At 47.5% G+C, this 22,809-nt stretch carries 15 protein-coding genes; all 15 read right to left on the reverse strand.

The genetic code is table 11. The features are described from left to right. Positions 1–7: 7 nt before the first annotated feature. The 15 genes from JI735_RS00325 to JI735_RS00390 all read right to left on the reverse strand — a co-directional run bounded on the left by JI735_RS00325 (position 8) and on the right by JI735_RS00390 (position 22,733). The gene (locus tag JI735_RS00325; RefSeq protein WP_039837117.1) at positions 8–781 is read right to left on the reverse strand and encodes a response regulator transcription factor; all 774 of its coding nucleotides are present in this window, start codon (positions 779–781) and stop codon (positions 8–10) included. A 1-nt stretch (position 782) separates the two neighbouring features. Then, a complete protein-coding gene (locus tag JI735_RS00330; protein WP_202676922.1) occupies positions 783–2,549 on the reverse strand; it encodes a sensor histidine kinase in 1,767 nt (588 codons plus the stop codon). Between the two features lie 58 nt (positions 2,550–2,607). Then, positions 2,608–5,400, reverse strand: a complete 2,793-nt coding sequence (locus JI735_RS00335; RefSeq protein WP_051052025.1) for a polysaccharide lyase family 8 super-sandwich domain-containing protein — start codon at positions 5,398–5,400, stop codon at positions 2,608–2,610. Between the two features lie 183 nt (positions 5,401–5,583). Further along, complete coding sequence (locus JI735_RS00340) at positions 5,584–8,739, reverse strand: alpha-mannosidase (protein WP_039837116.1); 3,156 nt, start codon at positions 8,737–8,739, stop codon at positions 5,584–5,586. 27 nt (positions 8,740–8,766) lie between these two features. Next, positions 8,767–11,013 (reverse strand): polysaccharide lyase 8 family protein, encoded by a 2,247-nt coding sequence (locus JI735_RS00345; protein ID WP_039837115.1) that lies wholly within the window; start codon positions 11,011–11,013, stop codon positions 8,767–8,769. A 134-nt stretch (positions 11,014–11,147) separates the two neighbouring features. After that, positions 11,148–12,269 carry a glycoside hydrolase family 88 protein gene (locus tag JI735_RS00350; RefSeq protein ID WP_051052023.1) on the reverse strand — a complete coding sequence of 374 codons (1,122 nt, stop codon included), beginning with the start codon at positions 12,267–12,269 and terminating at the stop codon, positions 11,148–11,150. Next, the gene (locus tag JI735_RS37150; RefSeq protein WP_325175649.1) at positions 12,259–13,347 is read right to left on the reverse strand and encodes a helix-turn-helix domain-containing protein; all 1,089 of its coding nucleotides are present in this window, start codon (positions 13,345–13,347) and stop codon (positions 12,259–12,261) included. Before JI735_RS37150 ends, JI735_RS00350 begins: the two co-directional genes overlap by 11 nt. Beyond that, positions 13,344–13,892, reverse strand: a complete 549-nt coding sequence (locus tag JI735_RS35115; protein WP_233476197.1) for a response regulator — start codon at positions 13,890–13,892, stop codon at positions 13,344–13,346. Before JI735_RS35115 ends, JI735_RS37150 begins: the two co-directional genes overlap by 4 nt. Then, entirely contained in the window at positions 13,885–15,627 is a 1,743-nt protein-coding gene (locus tag JI735_RS00360) for a sensor histidine kinase (RefSeq protein ID WP_167330830.1), read from the reverse strand. The genes JI735_RS35115 and JI735_RS00360 overlap by 8 nt, the downstream gene beginning before the upstream one ends. 118 nt (positions 15,628–15,745) lie before the next feature. Next, complete coding sequence (locus tag JI735_RS00365; protein WP_039837112.1) at positions 15,746–17,281, reverse strand: ABC transporter substrate-binding protein; 1,536 nt, start codon at positions 17,279–17,281, stop codon at positions 15,746–15,748. A gap of 123 nt (positions 17,282–17,404) precedes the next feature. Continuing rightward, positions 17,405–18,295 carry a carbohydrate ABC transporter permease gene (locus tag JI735_RS00370; RefSeq protein WP_039837110.1) on the reverse strand — a complete coding sequence of 297 codons (891 nt, stop codon included), beginning with the start codon at positions 18,293–18,295 and terminating at the stop codon, positions 17,405–17,407. 15 nt (positions 18,296–18,310) lie between these two features. Beyond that, positions 18,311–19,237, reverse strand: coding sequence for an ABC transporter permease (locus JI735_RS00375; RefSeq protein WP_039837109.1), 927 nt, complete (start codon positions 19,235–19,237; stop codon positions 18,311–18,313). Between the two features lie 195 nt (positions 19,238–19,432). Then, positions 19,433–21,343 (reverse strand): GH92 family glycosyl hydrolase, encoded by a 1,911-nt coding sequence (locus tag JI735_RS00380; RefSeq protein WP_267919094.1) that lies wholly within the window; start codon positions 21,341–21,343, stop codon positions 19,433–19,435. After that, positions 21,289–21,594 carry a hypothetical protein gene (locus JI735_RS36760; RefSeq protein WP_202676925.1) on the reverse strand — a complete coding sequence of 102 codons (306 nt, stop codon included), beginning with the start codon at positions 21,592–21,594 and terminating at the stop codon, positions 21,289–21,291. Before JI735_RS36760 ends, JI735_RS00380 begins: the two co-directional genes overlap by 55 nt. A gap of 35 nt (positions 21,595–21,629) precedes the next feature. Next, on the reverse strand, positions 21,630–22,733 hold the full coding sequence (locus JI735_RS00390; protein ID WP_039837106.1) for a glycoside hydrolase family 88 protein: 1,104 nt from the start codon (positions 22,731–22,733) through the stop codon (positions 21,630–21,632). Between the last annotated feature and the right edge of the window lie 76 nt (positions 22,734–22,809).

Below are 22,809 nucleotides of genomic sequence, written 5' to 3' on the forward strand. Positions count from 1 at the left end.
AACACGGTTAATAAGAATCGCTGTTACTCCACCTGTCTTCATCCGGCTGCTCCCTGAACTGCGACGGAGTTTTGCCGGAATACCCCTTAAATACGGCCATGAAATGTTTGGAACTTAAATAGCCGGACAGTTTGCCCACCTCATAAATTTTTAGATTCGTCTCCTTCAGCAGCTGCTTAGCTCTGTTCATCCTGCTATGGGTAACATAGTCCGTAAAGGTATGTCCTGTCTCCGACTTGAAAAGAACGGACAAGTATTGATGATTGAGATGTACCTGTTCAGCCATATATTGCAGCGATATTTCCTGATCCAGCCGTTCAGCGACCAGCTCCTTCACCTTGCGAATCAACTGTCTGCCTTGGCTCTCGGCTTCACCTTCGTCCGAATCGCCTGAGGGTGCATCGCGCAATGTGCGCTTGCGCTTAAAATCCTCCAGTGCCTGGGCCAGCTCTGTGCGGTCAACAGGCTTCAGCAGATAATCGCTTATTCCGTACTTAATCGCCTGCTTCGCATATTCAAATTCGGCAAAACCGCTTAATATTACAATATACAAGTCGGGATAGCGATCCCGAATCCGCTTAATCATTTCAATTCCATTCATCTCATTCATGCGTATATCCGTAATCAGCATATCCGGCATGACGCTTTTAAGCGCTTCCAGGGCAAGTCTTCCGTTTTCAGCTTCGCCAACAACCCGATATCCACCAATTACCTCCTCAACCAAATGCCTTAAGCCTGTACGAATAAGTGCTTCATCCTCAACCAGAAACAGCTTGTACATCCTAGTCCCTCCAGTGTATGGGAAGTCGAAGATACACCGTTACGCCGCGCTCTGCCGTATCGTCTATATATAGTCCATAGGGCGCGTTATAGTGCAGTTGGATACGCTGGTGCACATTACGCAGGGCCAAACCCTTCTTAATCCTGCCAAAGCCGCCGGGCTCTTCTTCATTCAGCGCCAAACTGTGATCACGCGCATACAGCCACTCTTCGAGCCAGCTCTTCCGCTCACCGGTCATTCCGATTCCGTCATCTTTAACGGATAATATCAGATCATCCCCATCGACATGGGCTGACAGCGTCAGCCGTACCGTTCCCGTTCCCGTTCCCGTTCCCGTTCCCGTTCCCGTTCCCGTTCCCAGAGCATGCTCGATGACATTCTCAATAAGCGGCTGCAAAATCAGCTTTGGCACAAGACAATAGTCATAGGAGGCATCAATATGAATGGCCGATTGCAGCCTGTCACCCAGCCGCAGCTCCTGAATCTCCAAATACGCTTCGACGAATCTCACCTCATCCTGGATATATACCAAACGTTCCTGCCTCTCGGCCGTATACCGCAGCAGCTTCGCAAGACTGCTTACAATGCGTGACATCTTCAGGCTATTGCCCTGAAGTGCCAGCATGTTCACCATCTCCAGCGTATTGTAGAGGAAATGGGGCTGAATTTGGTTCTGCAGCGCCGAGAGCTCCGCTTCCTTCTCTTTTAACCTGGTCTCATAGACTTCTTTGACCAAACGGTCGATTTCGCCAACCATCATGTTGAAGCCCTCCGTCAGTTGTCCAATCTCATCATGGGATGCAACAATGGCTCTTTCCTGCAGCTGGCCCTGTTGAACCTGCCTCATCTTGGACTGCAAATGGGCAATCGGTCTTGTCAGGCGATTTGACAGCACCAAGGCGGCTGCATAGGCGGTCATTAGGGCAATTAAAGAAACCATAAGTGTGTAGCTGGTTAATTCATGGGCTTCCTCACGAAGTTCTCCGCGCGAAATGAGCGCAGTTACCTTCAGTCCCGTGTACTTGGAGTGTGCGGAAGCGCGTATGAAGGAACCCTGCGCACGGGAAGTGCCACCAGAAGCAACGTATAGTACTTCATCCTTGGAATCGGTAATGCGCAGCTCGCTGCTGCTGCCCATATGGACCGAAGAGAGCATCGCTCCAAATCCCTCCGGAGTAAGGTCGAGCTTGACAAGTCCCAGCATTTTATTCGTATAAGGCTCTCGAATCACCCTGGAAAGCGAGACGATTTGCGGTTTGGTCTGGGCGTAATAGCTTGCATCATGCGGAGGAAGAATCGTTAATCCCCCATCCTTCTCCTTCACCGCCTTCATCCATTGCGCCATGCTCCAATCCCACTTTTTCCTTACGCTTTGGTCCAGATTGCTGAAAATGCCGCCGTCATTTGTAAAGATCAGAATGCTCTCGATTTCGGCTTTGTCGAACGCCAAAGAGGAAATGAACAGATTCATCTTGTTCGTCTCGTCCGTTGTGACATAAGCAGCCCGTTGATCTGCATGGCTGTGACTCTTCAGAATACTCATAACTTCTTCATCGTACAGGGGCATGAGCGTAAGCCGGTCCAGCTCCTTTACATAACGTTCAAGGTTTATATTGATCTGGTTCACAATCTGATAAGACAGCTCTGCGGTGTTCCGCTCCACGCCCGCCGTATATTTAATATAAGTAATCGTACCGATGACAAGAAACGGAATGGTAATAAGCAGGCAGAATATGATGATTAACTTCCTGCGGAGCGGTATATACATTGATCCCATATTCCCTTTCTGACCCGTATCCGGAGCCGGAGCACGGAAGTGCCGCCCATTACGGGATACGCACAAATTTGACCGCATCGGCGGCAACATATCCGCTTGTGCCACTATTGCGAATCGTCACACTGCCGGAAGTGCCGGCGGTGAAAGTGTAAGTTCCGATTAAATTCCATACCCCACCGTTTGAGGTCTGGTCGATGCTGAGCGTTGCCGTCCCGCCGGCATGAACGACTTCAAGGGGAATCGCAGTGGCCCGGTTAAAATGTTCCGGCCACATCATATATACACTATATGTGGCGGTGACGGGCAAGACGGGTGTAAAAGCAATACTTTTGCTGCCTTTGCCGCTGTTGTCATCATGCAAATAGTTGATACCGTACCGGTCCGTCTGTACCGCAGAGGTCTTCCAGCTTCCCGTCTTTAACACTCCTGTGGTGTCGTTATTGTCCACAATAACTTCTTCCCCAGGGACGGTTGGGGGCGTGCCGCTGCCCAGTTCAAAGGAGGCCTTGAATGTCTTGCCTTTGGCTGCGCTGACATTCACCATTAATTTGATTGTCGGGCTGAGCTGTGTCACAGTAATTCCGGAATCAGCGGTATATCCGCTTGCCGAACGGTCAAGTTCAACCTCAATAACACCGGTGTTGGCCTGTGTCGGATCGCTGATTGATAGTTCCAAAGTTCTCTCATCAGCTTCTCTGGTCATAACCGACGCTTTCTTGCTGACTGTTATCAGATCGACGGAGCTTGCTCCATCTTCCCAGAAATTTGCCCCAATGATGCCCAGTTCCGTTTCTTTTACCGCTTGAACACTGGATGAGTTCGCAAGCACTTCAATGTCAGGAGCAGCGGCATAAGCGGCCACTTGAGCAGCTGTCTTGCCCGGCAGCAGGACATATTGATATTCCCCGCTACTCGGATTCATACCATGATTCAGCCATAAGGTCATATAATTGCGGGTTATAGGCGTGGAGGGTGTCACCGGGCGGGGGTTGATTTGCTTCCAGTTGCCCGTTCTGGCCTCTCTCATTGCTGCAAGCGATACATTCTGCGGAAAATAATATCCGGTATCTGCACCGGCAGTGCTGCCGGACAGGTGAGCCCAGTCTACCAGGTCTATAGTGTCTGACCATCCCAAAGAGGAAGGCTGCACTTCACCATTTACAGTGAGCGTATTGCTGCCCGCCGTGTTCAGCTTCCGGTTCTCCATGATGGTTTCAACTGCAATATTGTCCGTGCTGGTGATGCCTGCACCCAGGGAAACCATTTCATCATCAAACATGAACCATGATTTTTTTGCTCCGAGCGTATGATCCGCATATTGCAAATCCATACCTGAGATTCCGTATAAATTATGGATGTCGGTGCCGCCTGTCCACGTATTTGCACTGGTTTGGCTGCTTGAGGAGGTCTGGGACAGCACGGTTGTTCCCGGCAGGCGGTAATTATCGACGGTTGGCCAGAAATCATTGCTGTATTGTCCAAGGTCACTGTTATACAAGCTGGTCATACCGGCCGAGGTATACCAGGCTTTGGCGTTCTCGCTGTTGATCGCTTCAAAACTGCTGATACGGTTGGAATACATAGCAAGTCCGAAACTGTAGCCCGGCCGGTGCTGGACCGCCCGATCCATCGCCGAGAATTGTTTATAGACCATAAGCTCTTCCGCCGGCTCAATCAACGGGTCCCCGCTTATGGTCTTGGCCAGAACGATAGATGGAACGGGTGCACTGGCATAGAAGGACTTAAAGGTATCTGACAACATCCAGCCCTTAAGCATCCGCTTAAAGTCGGCCGCTTGCGTGGGCGGCGCGATCTCGGACAACAGAAGGATGCCCTGCATCGCTCTATGTCCCGCGTCATGATCCTGATTATAATTTCTGGAGATTTCTCTGCCGCGCACCATATCCATCATCGCACCTTTATACATAAGCGGCTGATAGGTGTTGTACACCCATTCCCAGACATTGGACTTGTTCGGATCGGTGATCTGCCATGAAGAGCCGTGAAGCATTACCATCAAATCACTTACAGCAAGCAGCAGGTCGAGTCCATAACCTCCGGTATAGGGGATATTGCCATGCTGAATAAATGAACCATCACGATAGAAGCCGTCTCCGCTGAGCGTGTAATTAAAGATGGAGGAAAGTCCATTGCAGGCAGCGGCAATCTTGGCACCGTCTTTGACGAGGATGCCCCGAACTCCGACAACCATCGCTTTCCAGGAGCGGTTGGCTCCTGTTAAGGTGACTGTTGGCGAGAAGCGTTCAACGGCTTTCATATAATTCGTAAGTTGAGCCGGGCTTAAGGAGTCATACACCAACACTGCCGTATCGTTCAGCTGCATCGGAATGCCGATTTGCCAATCCCACCAATTGCTGGTTCCGCTGGCGGTCGTCGTTACCGTCTCATGGTATCTGGTTGTGTACATATAATCGAGTGCAGCAACGATATCGCTCCCAAGCAGACTATCTTCGTACAACATCGAACCGGCGGTTGCATAAGCAAGCGCCATGGTCTTCAACCTTTCATAGGTCACCCGGATGTGAATCGAATTCCCGATACCAGGGTTATCGCTCCAAAGATAGGTACGGTTGGGCGAGGTGTTCATCGTCTGCCAATAGCCGTTCGCTTCGTTCGTCAGCTTGGTGATTGCTGCGGCAATATCTACATCCGCAGTATTCAGGGAGGCTCCTCCTGTCAGCATAATCTTTCGATTCTCCCTCATCCCATCGTATTCATCCGCAGCGCGGGCACGCTCCGTTATTCCTCCCATTTCCAAGCCACTGAAGCACAGCAGCAGAGTTAACCCTATCATGCAGCATTTCATCATCATTCTTCTCATAAATTACTCCTCCTTTTTTGGTGAAGCGCTTTCATCATTAAGTATAGATATAGGAGGGTAGCAAAAGAAACTCCGGGCATTCGAGAAAAGGTATGATATTTTGAGCTTTTCTGAAGACATTCGTTTCCGGAGAACGTCACTCTCCGGAAACGGATATATGAGAAGTGTAAACCCTAATTTCGCCTATCGAAAGGCTGCACTTGACGAGAGTTTTACGAAAAAAGTGCTAATTTCATAAGGTTTCATTTCATATTTAATCTCAATACTCTGAATCGCATCTTCCAGCGGACGCTCCATTAGATCACATAATTGCCATGACCCAATTTTATAATCGCTTCTAAGGGTTATCATGCTGCGGCTGCCCATATATTCGTGCATCCTAACAATAAAACCATCTCCCAGTTCGGACATTTTGATGGCATCAATGGCAATGCCAGTTGCCTCCGTCCGGATTAATGATTTCCCGGTTCCACTGGAATATGCACCTTCCACCGCAATTAATGGGTTGTTCAGTGACCATGCTTCCTCAACCGTCCTTCCAGTTGCCCAATCCCCCATATGCGGCAACAATGCATAAGTAAAGCGATGCTCACCTTGATCAGCCGACCAGTCAGGCTCTGTTGCTGACTTGATAAGTGAAAGCCGCATGACATGATCCTTGATGTCGTAACCATATTTACAATCGTTAAGCAAGCTTACTCCATAATAACGTTCTGACAAGTCAGCCCATTGATGGCCTACACTTTCGAATCGGGCATAATCCCAGCTTGTATTCCAGTGAGTCGGGCGCTTCACATTACCGAATTGAATATCATAGGTCGCCTCTGTAGCCCGTACGGCAATCGGAAATGCCGTTTTCAACAATTGGTGTTGCTCATGCCAATCGACCAGCGTCTCGAAATCAATCCGTCCGCTCATGGAATAGACCTTGACCTTCTGAACAATGCTTGAGTCCATATATCGCCATGTAAATTGTAGAACCGCAGCTACTGGTCCGCATTCGACGAATTGAACTGAACAAAGGTCCGTTATCTCCTGTTTCTTCTCAAGGTAATATAAATCAATATCCCATGCGTCGTACATTTTCGGCTTATCTTCGAATACCTGCAGCACATTCCCATATTCGCCTGCCGCGAGCACTTCCCGCTCTGCCTTGCGGTCATAGATCCGAACCAATTGGCCAGCTGCATTCCATTCCAGAATATACAGCGGTGTGGTCAGAACAGAATCCTTCCAAACAAATGGAATATCCTCTTCACAGACATCCATTGCATTTGCCTTAATTAAAGTTGTCCCCATCATTGGCACCGCAGGAACCTCGATTAACCATTCATTTCCTAGGCGCTGGGAGCGCAAGACGCGGCCCGCTTCGTCCCTCCATTGCTTATTCTCTGTATCCGCACAGACTACAGTTACCAGATCAGTCCGATCAAAAAAGGCACTATTACAGACTGTATACTCTGTATCACAAGGTTCGCCGGACAAAGCTATAAGTCCCTTCAACGCCTCATTAGCAGCACTTCTGCCTATCCGCTCTGCTTCCGCATACTCGATTCGGCTATCCTCATACACCTCCCGGATGGAAGAGCCGGGAATAATATCGTGAAACTGGTTGCGCAAGATAATCTTCCATCCTTCAAACAGTTCCTGTGCCGGATACTTGGTGAAAGTACCTGATTCAGCCGCCATCATCACCTGCAGCCATTCCGCTTCACGGAACAACAATTCCAGCTTCCGATTCATTCTTTTGTTGTAGGCCTGGCTGGTATAGGTACCTCTGTGGTATTCCAGATACAGCTCTCCATCCCAAGTATGGACATACTGGTCAGTGTGCTTGATTGTTTCATTTAACCTTTCAAAATACTCGTCGGCCCGGCCTGTTTTTACATTTGGGATTCCAGGAATATATTCCAGACGACGGCGCATTTCAAGCATTTCCCGGTTCACTCCACCACCACCGTCGCCGTACCCATAAGAGAGCAGCAACTCACGATTCAGGTTTTTGTCACGGTATTTATCCCAGATTCCCTGGATGGAGTATGGCTCGATCGTACCATTGTAAGTGTAATAAGAGGCACTTGATTCTGGCCCTTCCGGAGTGGTAATGAAATGGGTCAATACCTCGCTGCCGTCAATCCCTCTCCACTGGAACGTATCATGCGGCATGCGGTTGTACTGGTTCCAGCTTATCTTTGTTGTCATGAAAGTGTCGATGCCCGATTTGCGCAGAATCTGTGGCAAGGCCCAACTGTATCCGAAGACATCCGGCAGCCACAGGTATTTGCATTCCACGCCCAACTCTTCCCTGAAGAACTTCGTCCCGTACAGAATCTGGCGAACAAGTGACTCTCCGCTAGTCAGGTTGCAATCTGCTTCCAGCCACATCGCTCCGCCAGCTTCCCAGCGTCTCTCACTAACCCGCTCGACGATTTCCGCGAACAATTCGGGGTAATCCTGCTTGATATATTCATAGAGCTGCGGTTGTGTCTGCAGGAAGATATATTCAGGGAATTGCTTCATCAGCCGAAGCACGGTGGAGAAGGAGCGGGCTGCTTTCTCCCGTGTATGGGTTAGCCGCCACAGCCAGGCAACATCAATATGCGTATGTCCGACGGCAGTCACCGTTACCGGATGCTCCTTCTTCAGTTCGGCCATCTGTGTTCGCAATAGTACGTCTGCTTCCAGAATGGAGGAATAGAAAGCTTCACTACCGGGCTTCGACCAATCCAGTATGTTAAACGCTCTGTTTAGAAGCATTAACAGCTCGTGCTTCTCCGTCTGATTGTCTGCAAGCTGTCTGCAAACCGCCAGCGCCGCCCGGCCGGTATAATACAAATTGTCCGCCGCTTCATCCAGATAAGTCAGTTCCGCCCGATGGAAGCGGTGCTCTTGGGAAGCCGGTTTTCCGCCGCCCTCAAGTCCTGACCACAGCCGGAAAGTTAATTCCAGGGTGCAGCCTGCCGTATCGCTCTCCAGAAATACTTCCTGATGGTTGCTATCCACCCCCTGATACGGTTTGCCGTTCAGGAACAATAGAGACTCGAAGCCGCTATTGTTACCCGCTCCGGTTCTGCCGAAGTCGAAGCGTGCAACAATCCTTCTGCCTTCCCATTCCCGAGGGATAACCACCCTCTTGTGCAGCCACAGATACATATCGCGGCCAGTCCAGCAGTCCCCCAGGCGGTAAGTCTTAGTGCTTTCCAGAACCGGAGGATATGTACCGTTCTCCCCCTCTTCATCTTCCATCGCCAGCCACTCCTCAAGAACTATACTTTCCCTATGTCTATAAGTCTCCAACTCGGTAATGCGCGCAGACAGTTTTTCTTCCGTCCAAAACATACTTCAACCTCCTATTCATAGTCATGTTTATATTCCAAACTCAACTTGGAACGACTCTCCTCCTGCACCGTCAGGATCAAACCAAAGCTTCACCTTGCCGATTTCACTATGCTCAACAGCTATTCGGTCTGACTTGTTAATCACACGGGTAACAGGCATATTAATTTCGATTTCGATCGGACGGCTCTGCATTTGAGTCGGATCGGCTATTGCCAAGGTCAAGCTTGTCGAATTCTTCTGCAGGATAAGGGATGCTTGACTACTACAAGCAATAATCCCGCTTCTATACCAGCCTGACTTCCAGAAATGCACTGCTGCTATTCCCAATTCCGAATCTTCTACCGCATGCACCTGATCATTTAATTCCAAGATTCTCAGACTTGAATGCTCAGCGAAACTAGCCGTTTCCTCTTCGTTAAAACCAGGCAGGAGCACATATACGTAGTGGTCGCCCTGAGGGGCTTCACCATGATCAAACCACAACGTTTGGTAGAACCTTTCGATTCTCTCAGGGGAACCGAAATCGTTAATTTCCTTCCAACTGCCTTGCCGCTGCTCGCACAAGGCATGTACACTGCATTGTTGAGGAAAGAAGATACCTACATCCGCTTCGTCCACACTGCCGGTCATATGAATCCATTTGGGGTGAATTGTATCCACATTGCCAAGATTCCGGCATATCTTTTTCCCGTCCGCTCGAATGCTATTATCACCACAGTGATTTAATTTCCGGTTTTCGATTATCGTTTCCACTTTAGCCGAATTACAGCCCTTAATATCCGAACCTAAGGCAACGATACGGTTTCCGAACAAAAACCAGCTTTTGAGCGCTGTTAGTCCATCGGCTTCATTAACTACATCCTTAAGCTCCATGGCAATGGCGCCGTATCGGTTATGAAGCACAGCCCCGCCAACAAAAGTCCGGTTGCTTAAGCGGCCTTGCCCGGCTCCATCCTTCTGCCGTGCGTCTGTTACTGTAGTTCCAGGCAGGCGGTATGGATCAACCGTCGGCCAGTAGCAATCCGCATAATGTCCCAAGTCATTATTGTACAGATGGCTCATTCCATACGAAGTATACCAGCCCTTCAGATTTTCTCTGTTGATAGATTCATAACTATATATCCGGCTGGAGAACATACTGATGGAGAAAGCAAATCCAGGACCCTGCAGCACCGCCCGATCCATATGTGCAAACATCTTGCAGAAAGCCTCTTCCCAGGCAGGCTGTATTTGTTCATTGTCCAGCAATGCTCTAGCTTGTTCTGCAGTATCCGGCGGTGATCCGGCTATATAGGATTTATATGTGTCCGCAACAATCCACCCTTTCACTCTGGAGAGCAGCCGTGCCTGATCCGCCTCATCCAGTATGCGCGAGAAGCGTAAGCAGGAGGTGATGACCGAATGTCCGCTTTCATGATTCTGCGAATCCTCCCGAGAGACTTCCCTGCCGCTCACCATATCCAGCATAGATCCCCTGAACACAAGCGGTACAAAGGAACGGTCAATCCACTTGGCCGTTAAATCCCTTGCCTCACCAGGCATTTCCCAAGGGGTAGCGTGAAGCCACACCATCAGGCGAACCACATCATGCAGCAGTGAAACCCCATATCCGCCAGTGTAGGCATACTTGTCATGCTGTATAAAGGAGCCATCCTCGTAGAATCCATCCCCTTCACTGGCATTCCTGAACAGCGGAAGCAACGCGCTTCGAGCGGCGACCATCTTCTGCCTATCGTCCTGAATAACGGCCACCAAGGCAACCGCAGAAGATTTCCAGACCAGATTCGCTCCTGTTGAAGGCGGGGCCTTAGCTGTGAACCACTGCGCATGAAACGCCGGATTGCCCACATATTTGTCTACAGGGAGGAGCAAACGCTCTATAAGCTCTTTATCCAGCAACTCTTCCATGAGAAATAGGGTCTCGAGCAGAGCGATCGGCACACCAATCTCCCAATACCACCAGTTTCCATAGGGCTGACACATTTCGTTGTATCTATGCTCAGACAGCCATTCTAATCCATAAATGATCTTTAGCCTTAATGTATAGTCCATATAATAGGGACACTTGGAAGACTTCAGAGCGATCGACATCTCTCTCAAGCGGCCGATGATCATAAATAAATCAGAAGCATTCTCCTGATACGGAATATCAGCCCACAGCAGCTCCTGATGAAAGAGCATCGTTTGCTGAGCATTGCTGACCTTCTGCAGTGATTCATGACGAAGCGTATCTCCAGAGATATATTGCAACCATTTGTTTTTTAAGTTCAGCATGGGCATTCTCTCCTTGAGCCAAATTTTCTCCCCTTAAGCATAGAATGAGCGTGCCTGCATATCTATGCAGAATACACAGGAAATCGTGATCAAATCCATGCTTCTTGAAGAAACATGAATACCCGTTATTCCTCCTACCAGAACATACGTAAATTTTGACGGATACGAAGTAATGCCTCTAAGAAGAAATAATCTCCCCAAATCGTACACTCGTCGATTCCCCAGCCTCTAGGCTTGTTATATACCCCATGTTTTAATAGACCGTTTGATTTCGGATGATCCACTGTAGTATATAATTCGGATAACGACTCAAGCATCTCATGGGCAATACTTGTATACTTGAGTTTGTCCGTATCGTCTGCCGGCAAGTGCTTGACCATCTCCAGCATCCCGCAAATAGCAATGGCAGCAGCCGAACTGTCCCGCTCCTGATTATCTCCATCCTTGAACACCAGATCCCAAAATACAACTTTATCTACAGGTAGATGTGATACAAAATAATCTGTTACCGCTTTGGCTGTCTGTAGCAACGAAATATCACCCGTATATACATAACTAAGCGTGAATCCATAAATCCCCCATGCTTGTCCGCGGGCCCAGCAAGAATCATCAGCATAACCTTGATGGGTATTTCCATATTTAGGTGCGCCTGAAATCGGGTCCATATAAAAAGTATGGTAGGTGGAATGATCAGGCCGCACAAGATAAGCAGCCGATTGCTTTGCATGTCTATGAGCCATCTCAGCATACCGGACATTTCCTGTCTCAGACGCCGCCCAATACAACAGGGGCAAATTCATTAGACAATCAATAATCATCCGTCCACGCTCAACAGGATTCTGCAAGTTTCCCCAAGCCTGAATGATTCCCGCCGTATCAAAGTAACGCTCTGTCAGCAAGTCGGCAGCCTTCAGGGCCATTTCCTTCGCTTCGGCATTTCCTGTAATCCGGTAAGCCGCAACCGCAGATAGACTATACAAGAATCCCAAATCATGCGTATCGGTTTCGATTTTCCCTTCCACTCTGTGTCTAAAGCTGGCTAGCTGATGCTCCGCAGCCTTCCTATATTTCTCTTCATTCGTTGCTTCATAGGCAAGCCAGAGTATTCCATTCCAGAATCCTGTCGTCCAATCCACATTTCCGGTGCCTGAGTAGATCAAATTGTGGCTGGAAGCAGCTGGAAAGCTATCTGTGAATTGCAGCAGGTTACCGTCAATTCGTTCCAAAACGAATTGTTCTATCGGGTTAAGATTCATATTTACCTCCAGAATTTTGTATTATCCCATTGGGTTTGTCGGAATTACTTTGTTTCCTATAGGCCATCGGACTAACCTGAAATAGCTTTTTGAATGCTTTGGAGAAATATGATAAATTGCTGAACCCGGCAATCAGAGCAATTTCACTTATGGGTTTGTTGCTGCCCCGAAGTAGTTTTTTACTGAGCTGCATCTTCCGGGATAAAATATATTCTGTCAGTGATTCCTGTGTCTCTTTCTTGAATAACCTGGATAAATAAGCTGGATTCAAATGTACCAGTTCTGATAGTTCCATACGTTCAATTCTTTCATCTAAATGAGCCTCAATATATTCCTTTACCTGTCTTACAATAGAGTCTTCGTTCATCTTTATCGCATGGATAGCCATACCGGTCACTTTTATCGCCCATTCCTCCATCTGGTTAATCGTCTTAGGGAATGACGTCGGTTCAAGAACCCCAGCTTCTCCGAAAACTTCTTGTATAGACTTTCCTTGTTTTTGCAGTACCAAATAGATACATTGCAGCACATTATGATAATAGATCAGAAGCGCCTCCGCATTGCCTCCTTCATCTTTGAGTCGAGAAAGTGTCTTATGAATTTGCTGACGAAGGATTACTCCTTCATCTTGTTCAATTAGAGCCGGCCAATCCGATAGATTTACAGATGGAAGTCGAGCAAACTTCTCGTTAGCCGAGATGAATAAATGTACAGAATGTGACTTTGCAATATTGTCATATTCCATTTTGAGCAAATGTTCATACCCTTGTTTGGTCTGCTCAATAGGTAATTTCTCCCCAATATAACAGGAGGCTCTACAGTAGAAATGCCGTTCACAATAGGTGATGAAATTCTCACAACGTCCCAAGAGCACTTCGATAGCTACTGGCTGCAGCATTTCACAGTACACAATGACAAGATTCACTCCGTTCCGGTCCTGCACGGTACAACCGGGGAATCCATCCAGAATCATTTCCTCCGCTACTTTACGCATGGCATATTCCATTAACTCTTCGTCCCGTTCGGTGAAGACCTGAGTCCATTGTTCAATACTAATGAGTATAGGCAATACATTCATCTGCCCTGGGTCAAAAGAGACTTTGAATTCATGTAGCGTTTGTTCCAGTCGTTCAGCAGTAGTAGACAGTCTTGCAGACAGTAAATCTTGCCAAAAACGCTCAACAAGAACATTTTTTTCGACTCCCAGAAGGCCTGGGCGATTTGTTGTGTCTGTTTCCACTCTCTCTCCTCTTTGATTGAAACAATAATCCTGCCTACAACATGTTGCAATGTGTCATAATCTACAGGTTTGAGTAAATAATCTTGAGTTCCAAGCTGGATCGCCCGTTGCGCATACTTAAAATCGGCATGGCAGGTCAAAAAAAGCGTAGCTATATCAGGATAATTCTCACGAATCCACGCAATGAGTTCAAAACCGTCACCTTCAGGCATTTCAATATCGCAAATCACAACATGAATCTGAGCCTCACGGATAATCTCTTTGGCACTCTGAATATTGTAAGCCTCATAAACACCCGAGAAGCCTAAAGACGACCATTTCACCCCTAATCTCAGCCCTTCAACCGCATAAATTTCGTCATCTACGATTAACAGGTTAAACATCCGGAAATTCGCCTCCATCACTTTGCATAGGAATCCTCACGGTGACAGCCACCCCATGGGAGTCCAGATTTGAGAAACTCATCCCAGCCTGACCCCGATAGAATATTTTCAACTGATTGTATACGCTCCAGATTCCAGTGTGTTCTCTTGTAAATGAGCTGGTCTCCATTAATCCAGATAATGATTCAACAAGCTGAGCCGGAAATTTCTTTCCATTGTTCTCGATTGTAATCTCACAGAAATCTGTTATGCCGTCAGTGATGCGATGAATCCGTACCTTAACTTGAAATACGCTCTTTCCTGTCGTAAATCCATGCTTCAACGCATTTTCCACAAATGGATGAATCGTTAGAGGCGGAATTCGGACATTTTTTAGTGAGTCTTCAATGTCAAAGTCATATTCTAAATGCTTGGGAAACCTCAGCTTTTGGATTTCAATATAGTGTTCAATATTGTCCATCTCTTCCCATATGTGTATCGAATGTTCTCTCAGACGGGCAAAGAAACGCAAATAATTAACCATGTGGGAAGACATGCGCTGAATCAAGTCATATTTTCGCGCTTCCGCCAAATTATAAATAATATTAAGTGAATTATATAAAAAATGGGGATTCATCTGCAGCTGCAGCTGCTTCAGTTCTGCTTTATGTGAGCGTATCTCTTCCTCATACATACTAATTTTCAAATCCTGAATCTGAGAGGCCATGGAGTTAAAGGTAGCGCTGATCAAAGAAAATTCATGAGACAAATTCGTTGATAACCTGGTATCAAGATTCCCTTTACTGATTTGTCGCATGCCTTTGATCAGATAATGAATAGGCCGAAGCACTAGTTTTTGCAGGTTTACCAGCAAGAAGAATAGTACGAGCGCAGCAGCAAAAGGAACGGCGTAACTTATTCGTTGAAATAATGGAACCTGTTGCAGAATCACATTTTCCGGTATTAGAGTTATAATCTCTAAATCCGCAAGCCGTAAGGTATGCTGGACGAGCAAATACCGTTCTTCTCCCCTTACAGTTTGATAGGACTTAGTCTTAGCATGAATTACCGCGCTCACCGCGTCAGCTGTATCCGGAGGAGCCGTTGTGAGCCATTCCCCCTTGCGGTCCAGGAAAAATGCTTCCATATGCCGTTCTTCAGAGACGGACTGAAGAGGTAATAGCAAGTCATCGTTTCGGATGAGCGCACCGACATAAGTATTGGTATCCGTCTCAACAATGCGTAACAGATATTGTTCATTTCCAATCCGGCAATGTCTCCAGCCTTCAACAAAGGCTTGCAAATTCGATGCTTCGTTTGGAGAAAATAGTCTTTTGATATACTGCTCGCTTTGGCTGGATTCTTGGAAAGACTTTTGAGAGGTCTGCACCATGATCAAATCTTGATTAAATGGATTGTATACAAAATTCAGGTAAAAGCTTGTATTGTAAGTAGAATCCGAGTACAGCTTGTTGACAACCTGTGATAGGGTTATTGTGTATCTGTCCTTATTGTCAAGGGTGTACACCAAAGAACGTATAAGAGGCTCCTGATTCGCCAATTTATACAAATAGCTGCTCCCATTTTCTAAGGTCTGATCGATTTGGTCACCGTACAAGGTTAGAAGGGCTGAGTTGTAATTAGCCACTTGCTTCCTGACGACCTGGCTGGAATAGTGATTGGTGTACAACAAAAAGCAAACAAGGGGGATCGTAATGACACTAAATAAGAGAATTACCTTCACCCGTAAAGTCACTTGCCTGTCTCCCCCTTCTGCTTCGCTTTTCTCCTCATCGTTTCCAACCCTGTAACAAGGGGAAAGAATGAACCCTCTACCGAGGGTCCATTCTTTCCGAAACCACATTCGAATCTGTTTACTTATTTGCTGCAACCCATTCATCCAATTGTTTTTGTTTCTCTGCGATAACTTTATCAAGCCCGGCTTCCTTTAACTTCTGAATATATTCTGGCAAAAATTCTTCAGGATCTATAGAACCTGTAAATAGAGGCGCGCCAAATTGAGATTTAACGTTAACGCAAGCAGCCACCTCATTCTTGACATTAGCCGGGTCCCACACGAACCCAAGTGCTGGAGATTTGACCGAACTTTCATTGAACGCTTTGAACTTATCCCACTTCTGCGGATCTTCATTGCTCCACAGAGCGGTGTTCATCTGATTGCCGAACATCCAGGCTGTACCCGGATTATAGCCGCTGCTCTGGGCGGTTACTCCTTCCGGATAGCTTAATATGCCCTCCGCGTTCTTAACATAATGCTTCCCTTCAATGCCAAAATCAAGCAGGTTGATCAGATATTTATCGGTGTACAGCAAATTCAGAAACATCATTGCTCTTTCAGGATTCGCCGAGGTCCGTGAGATTGCCATCATAGCCCCTGTCGCTTCACCAGTGGTGGTTTGCGGTTTTGTGAAATCTTTTTGTACTAATTCTACACCAAGTGTTGAACTCATTTCTGCATCTTTCCCTGGTTTAGTCGCAGCCGCAAAGGCAAATCCCTTGCCTGCCTTCATAAGGTTATACAGTTGGTCATCTTTAATGGTCGGCGCATCTTTATTAACATACCCTGCCAAATTCCATTTCCGCATCAGATCAATGGTGCTTTTAATCTTATCGGTCTCCAGAAGATTAACAACCTTCATATCCTTGTTCTCTGGATCAAGTACACCATAGGAATCTCCAAGGTTGTCAAGCGTATATCCACCAATCATACCTGTCAGGTTGAATGATCCAGCTGCAAGCAAAGGTGTTACACCGGGTTCGTTCTCCTTAATTTGTTGAAATACTGGAGTCAAGTCGTCCAGATTATTGATAGAATCCAGATCAATCTTATACTTCTCAATTAAATCTTTTCTGAATAGCATTCCAGCAGAACCGGCAAATTCTTTCAACGTCGGTACTGCAAAGCTACGGCCATCAATTTGACTGCCTTTAATCCAGTCTGAGCCTAGCGTTTCTGTAATTCCTTGACCATATTTCGCCAATAAATCATCCATCTGTATATATTGGCCTTTAATTGCATTAGAATTATAAGACAAGTATGATGCCGTGAAAATCAGATCAAACTTTTCATTGGAGGCAAACATCAAATTAGCTTTGTCATTCCACGCCCCCCAGTCAATCGGCTTCAGCTCAATGGTAGCATTTATTTTCTCCGTCAAATATTTATTCATCTCTTCCTGAACCAAATTCAAATCTGCTGGCGTAGTGCTGGGATAATACATTACCAATTTGTAAGGATCCAATGCTTTATCTTGGGTATTAGTAAAAGAGGAAGCGTTTTCGTTATTTCCCACTTTATTATTCGTATTATTCCCTGCTCCTCCGCAAGCGGAGATTAATACTGCCATCAATGATATCAAAGTTAATAGCGTTCCAAGTTGTTTTTTCATACTTCAAACCCCCATTATAGTTTGGCGCTTGCTCTTACGGACCCTCATTTTGTTTCCAAATCATAAACTGCCTTTATTCAATATTTTGAGAACCACCCCCTTTACTAACTGTATGGAATAAGGTCAGCCTTTTACAGCTCCCACTGTTAAACCTTGCACCAGATAACGTTGAAAGAACGGATATGCAAGCACGATTGGACCTATCCCTACAACAGCCATTGCCATTCTTACAGTCTCTGTTGGAATCGAGGCCAGGAGACTCGAGGCATTTCCAGTCCCACTCTGCTGCGAGATAAACTGAATATCCATCAGCGTCTTTTGCATGACATACTGTAAACTATAAAACTTGGAATCGGAGATGAAGATCAGTGAATTAAACCAGTCATTCCAAAAAGCCAAAGTATTGAACAATCCTATGGTAGCTAAAACCGGAAGTGAAAGGGGCAGAATAATTTGCCACCAAATCCGGAACTCCCCCGCACCATCAATAGTTGCTGATTCATTCAGAGCAGAGGGAAGATTCTGAAAGAAGGTCCTCATAATCAGAACATTGAATCCACTCATAAGAAGGCCGGGCAGAATAAGCGCCAAAAGACTGTCTTTAACATTCACTAGATTGGTATAGACCATATACCAGGGTACTAGACCGCCCCCAAAAAGAATTGTAAAAAAAACGAAAAAAGAAAAAAAGTTGCGAAGCGGAAATTCGTGCCGGGAAATCGGATAAGCATATAATGCTGTGATCAATAAGCTGATTACCGTCCCGATGATCGTAACTGACAACGTTACCCCATAAGCATGAAGGATATTAACCCGGTCTTGCCACAGAAATGAATAGGCTGCGAGACTGAATTTCTCAGGGATGAACGAATATCCGGAAACAAAGATTGAACTTTCATCCGATAAGGAGACCGACAGAACGAGTATAACCGGCATCAGAATGATAATAACTCCTAAGATGAATACAATATGAAGCATGATTTGAGATAGAGATGATTTCTTATTTACCCGCATGTGTTTCCCCTCCACTTAGAATAAAGCATTCTCTTTGCTTACTTTTCTTACGATTAGATTGACACTCAGGATCAGAACGAAACCAACTATAGATTGAAACAGTCCCGCAGCAGAAGACATCCCTAAATCCCCCATATTAATCAGGGCCCGATATACATAGGTATCAATAACATTCGTCGTTTGGAGAAGAGAACCTGAATTCATTGGGACTTGATAGAATAAACCAAAATCCGAGAAGAAAATTCTCCCCACTTGCATGAGGGTCATTGTGATGATAACAGGGGCAATTAAGGGAAGCGTTATTCTGGAGAACTGCTTCCATTTGTTCGCTCCATCAATTAAAGCAGCTTCATAATATTCTTTGTCCAGACCGATGATCGCAGCAAGATAAATAATACTCAAATAGCCGGCGCTCTTCCATGTATTCACAATCATTAGAATGTATGGCCACGCTTTGGCTTCGTTATACCAATTCATAGGCTCTAATCCAAGCCATGGCAGAACTTTATGGTTAAGGTATCCGTAATCCGCGCTCAAAAAAGCAAAGACCAGATACCCAAGAATCACGGCAGAAAATAAATGCGGCAATAAAACGACGCTTTGATAAAAACGTGCGGCCAGTTTATTCCGCAGCTCATTTAATAACACAGCAAGACCGACCGAGAAGATCAAATTAATGATAATGAATCCTGAATTGTACAATAGAGTATTTCTAATGATGATATAAGCATCGTTAGTATTAAAGAGAAACTCAAAGTTTTTGAATCCCACCCAGTCACTACCCAATATGCCCTGTGCATAATTGATATTTTTGAAGGCAATGATGACCCCAAACATAGGTATATAATTATTCAGAATCAAGTACAGAAAGCCAGGAAGCATCATTAACAACAACACTTTGTTTTTTTCGAGAAACTTCCGGATAGGCTTATGTGGCTTCATAGTTTGTCCCACCTTTTTCTTTTCTATGAACTAATCATACGTTATAGAAACATCGGAGACACACCGCTCAGATGACCTGATTTTGTACTTTCGTGACATATAGCAAGCCGTATTATTCCGCGCGAACGCCAAGCAGCGATTCTCCAATAATGGCAGAATCGCTGCTTGACTAATTGTTTTCACATCATAAATTGTTTAGTATGGATTTTTACGATTTCTCCATTCTTTGAGCGGTGAAGGTGGAATAAAGCTCCCCCACTCCCCGGGTTCAGAACCAAGCTCCAGGAGAAGTGTGCCTCCTCCGGCGATTTCTTCATGACGCACCCAGGCCCGGTTCAATGCCTGACCGTTGAAGGAAGCAGACAGAATATACTTTTTACCGGACCCGCTACCTTCTCCTTGTGTTTCAATCGTCAGAGGAACCGGGTTCTCCTGCGCTCCCAAGAGCAAGGTCGTCCTATTGAACAATGGAGGAACTAGGAAATAGAGGTCTTGACCCATCAAAGGGTACAACCCCATAGCTGAACAGATGAAGAAGGCACTCTGGCAGCCCATATCCTCGTTATCCCCTAATCCATCACGTTCAGCCCGGAAGTATTTCTCCAGACATTCCCGGACCCGGTCAGCCGCCCGGTCGGGTCTTCCCGCATAAATATATAAATAAGGAATATGCAGCATGGTTTCTTTCGAGTTATAGAATCCACAGTCAAAAAAATGGTCTAAATGCCTGATAAAAGCTTCTTTCCCTCCATGCCGTTCGACCAGTCCATGAAAGTCATGATGTGTGCTGAACGACCATTGCAGACTGGTTCCCTCGTAGAAATAAGGATCATTCCAAGAATCCGGCAGGCAGTATAAGGGGTCAAATGACCCTGCCCAATCCCCGCCTGGAAGTCGGGGCGCAAAGCATTTAAGATCCTCCCGCCATAAATTCCATAGCTTCTCCGAGCTTTGATAATACTCCTCGGCCGTCTCTTCCTGATCTAGAGTCTCGGCCAATCGGCCGATACACCAGTCCTGATAGGCATATTCCATATGACGAGACACACAGTTCTTCTTCACATCCGTGGACAAGTACCCCAGAGTATGGTAATCCTTAAGATGACGGCCGTAGAGCCAGGTATCCGGCGACGGAACCTCATTATTCTTGCGCATCTGCTTCAGGGCTTTCGCATAGTCGATTCCCTCAAGCTTCTTCAGCGCCGCTTCACAGAACAGCACATCTGCGGAGCTCCCCCCTTGAATCATGGCGCTATGTCCCATAATCCAGGCATCCGGCAGCCAGCCCGTATGATCTGCGATATCCAGCAGACAATTCAGGATATCCACTTCAAGCTGCGGGTCGAGCAGTGTAATCAACGAATTGGCATTCCGCACGCTGTCCCACAGCGCATACAGATCGGTGTAATGCCGTACCCCTGATTCCCAGGCGAAGTTCTCGTCGTCTACTCCCAAGTCACTCGGCATACAGAACAGACGGGTCATCAGGGTATAGAACAGCCGGGTATGCTCCCCGCTTCCCCCTTCCACCGTGACTCTGCTGAGTTTATCCTCCCAGATGTTACTGGCCGCCTGTTGTATGTCATCGAATCCGGCGGATGCTTCCCGGTCCACACTGGCTCTGGCCTTGCTGACACTTACATAAGATATACCAGTCTTTGCCACCAGGACTCCACAGTCGCCGAAGCTAAGGGAAGCCTTACAATTCGCGCCACCCACAGACGACCCTTGGCGTACTCCGCCCGCATCCATCAGCATATGGCTCTGTATCGGCTGATCGAAGCGGATATAGAAGTAGACGGAATAAGGGAATTCATGCCCCCAGCCCCCGCGCAGGTCGCAGCGGCCAGCCAGCTCATATTCAGACAGAACTTCAATATATCCCCCGGTCGAAACTCCGGTGGTCTTGCCGGGTTCATCTCCGCCAACCTGAATCACCGCCCCGGCATCAATCAGCAGGCCCGCTGAGTCCGCTGCACTGAAGGTGTAACGGTGGACCCCGGTCCGCATCGTGCTGGTCAATTCAGCCTGGATGGCGGCAGGCAGCAGCTTCACGCTGTAATAGCCTGCTTCGGCATGTTCATTCCCCTTCTCATAGGGGTCCAACTGAAACCGCGGCATTCCGGTATAGGGGTGAAGCCGACATTGCCATAACGCCCGCCGCCCCCGGTTCCGCTGACATGCGTATGACTGAACCGGATAATCGGCCGCGAGCTGTCGTACCCGTGGGATAGCTGCGGCGGCAAGGTATCCGGTCCCAGCCTTACGATGCTGTTTGGCAGATATGGCCCGCACAGGCAGTTATTCTCCCCGTCCACGCCGATGAACGGATCTACATCATCCACTCTTCTCCTCAACTTTGATCCTCCTTCATTACCAAGAGCCGTTTCCTCTACCAAAAGATTTCGCTCTCTCCCTTGAGCTTCAGCAAAGCTTCCAGAAAGAAATAGTCGCCGTAAATGATCGGCACCTCGACTTCGGCATTGGCCGGGAAGCTGCCGGTTCCCTTGGTTATGAGCGCTTCTTCCGCCGGGTCTTCCGGCGCGTAATGGCGGAACAGCGATTCTGTGATGGCTGCTCCGAGCTTCCGGTACCGTTCGGCTTCTTCACCCTCCAGCAGATAGGCCATCTCCAGCATTCCGCTGGCCGCGCAGGCAGCAGCGGTTGAATCTTTGGCCCATAACTGATCGGCAGGCGCCCGGAAATCCCAGGGTGGCACAAGATCCTCCGGCAGTTGTGCAGCGAAGTAATCCGCTGCTGCTCTGGCGGCATTCATGAACCGGATGTCACCCGTATACCGGTATCCGATCGCAAATCCGTAGATCGCCCAGGCCGATCCGCGCGACCAGGCGGAATCCGGACTATACCCTTGTCCGCCCAGCGCTTCGATCCGCTCTCCCGTCTCGGGATCGAACCGGACGATATGATGCACCGAGCCGTCCTCCCGGATGAATTCCCGCAGCGCCATTTCCGAATGGGCGACGGCGATGTGACGGTATCGCGGGTCCTGTAGTTCCCCGCTGGCCCAATACAGCAGTCCAAGATTCATCATGCAGTCGATGATCGCCAGACCTTCACTGCCTTCATGCAGCCAGGCACGGATGAAACTCCCCTTGAGATTGAACCGGCTGGCTAGATGACTGGCAGCAATCAGCCCTCTTCTCCGGGACAGCCTGTTACCGGTGAGCTTGTAATCGGCAACCGCTGACAGACTCCAGAGGAAGCCGTTATCGTGATGGAGCTGTTCATATTCCTGAAGAGGCGCGTCTAATTGCTCCTCGCAGCTCTCGGCAATGCGCCGGTATTCCTCATCGCCTGTGGCCCGGTAAGCCAGCCACAGAATGCCCGGCCAGAATCCGTTGGTCCAGCAATCCGGGTCACGCGCATCATATTGTCCGCCGTAAGTGGCATTGGGGAAGGTGGCTCCGATTCGGCCCCGTGTGCGGCTTAATTTGTTCTGGGCATAGTCCCAGGCTTCGTTGATCCAAGTCTCCATTTCTATCGTCTCCCTTTCCCTTGTACAGGTGAAAAGCAAGATGCCCTGAAACAACAGGCATCCTGCCATGATTCAA

This window comes from Paenibacillus sonchi, assembly GCF_016772475.1.
Lineage (GTDB): Bacteria > Bacillota > Bacilli > Paenibacillales > Paenibacillaceae > Paenibacillus_AQ > Paenibacillus_AQ sonchi.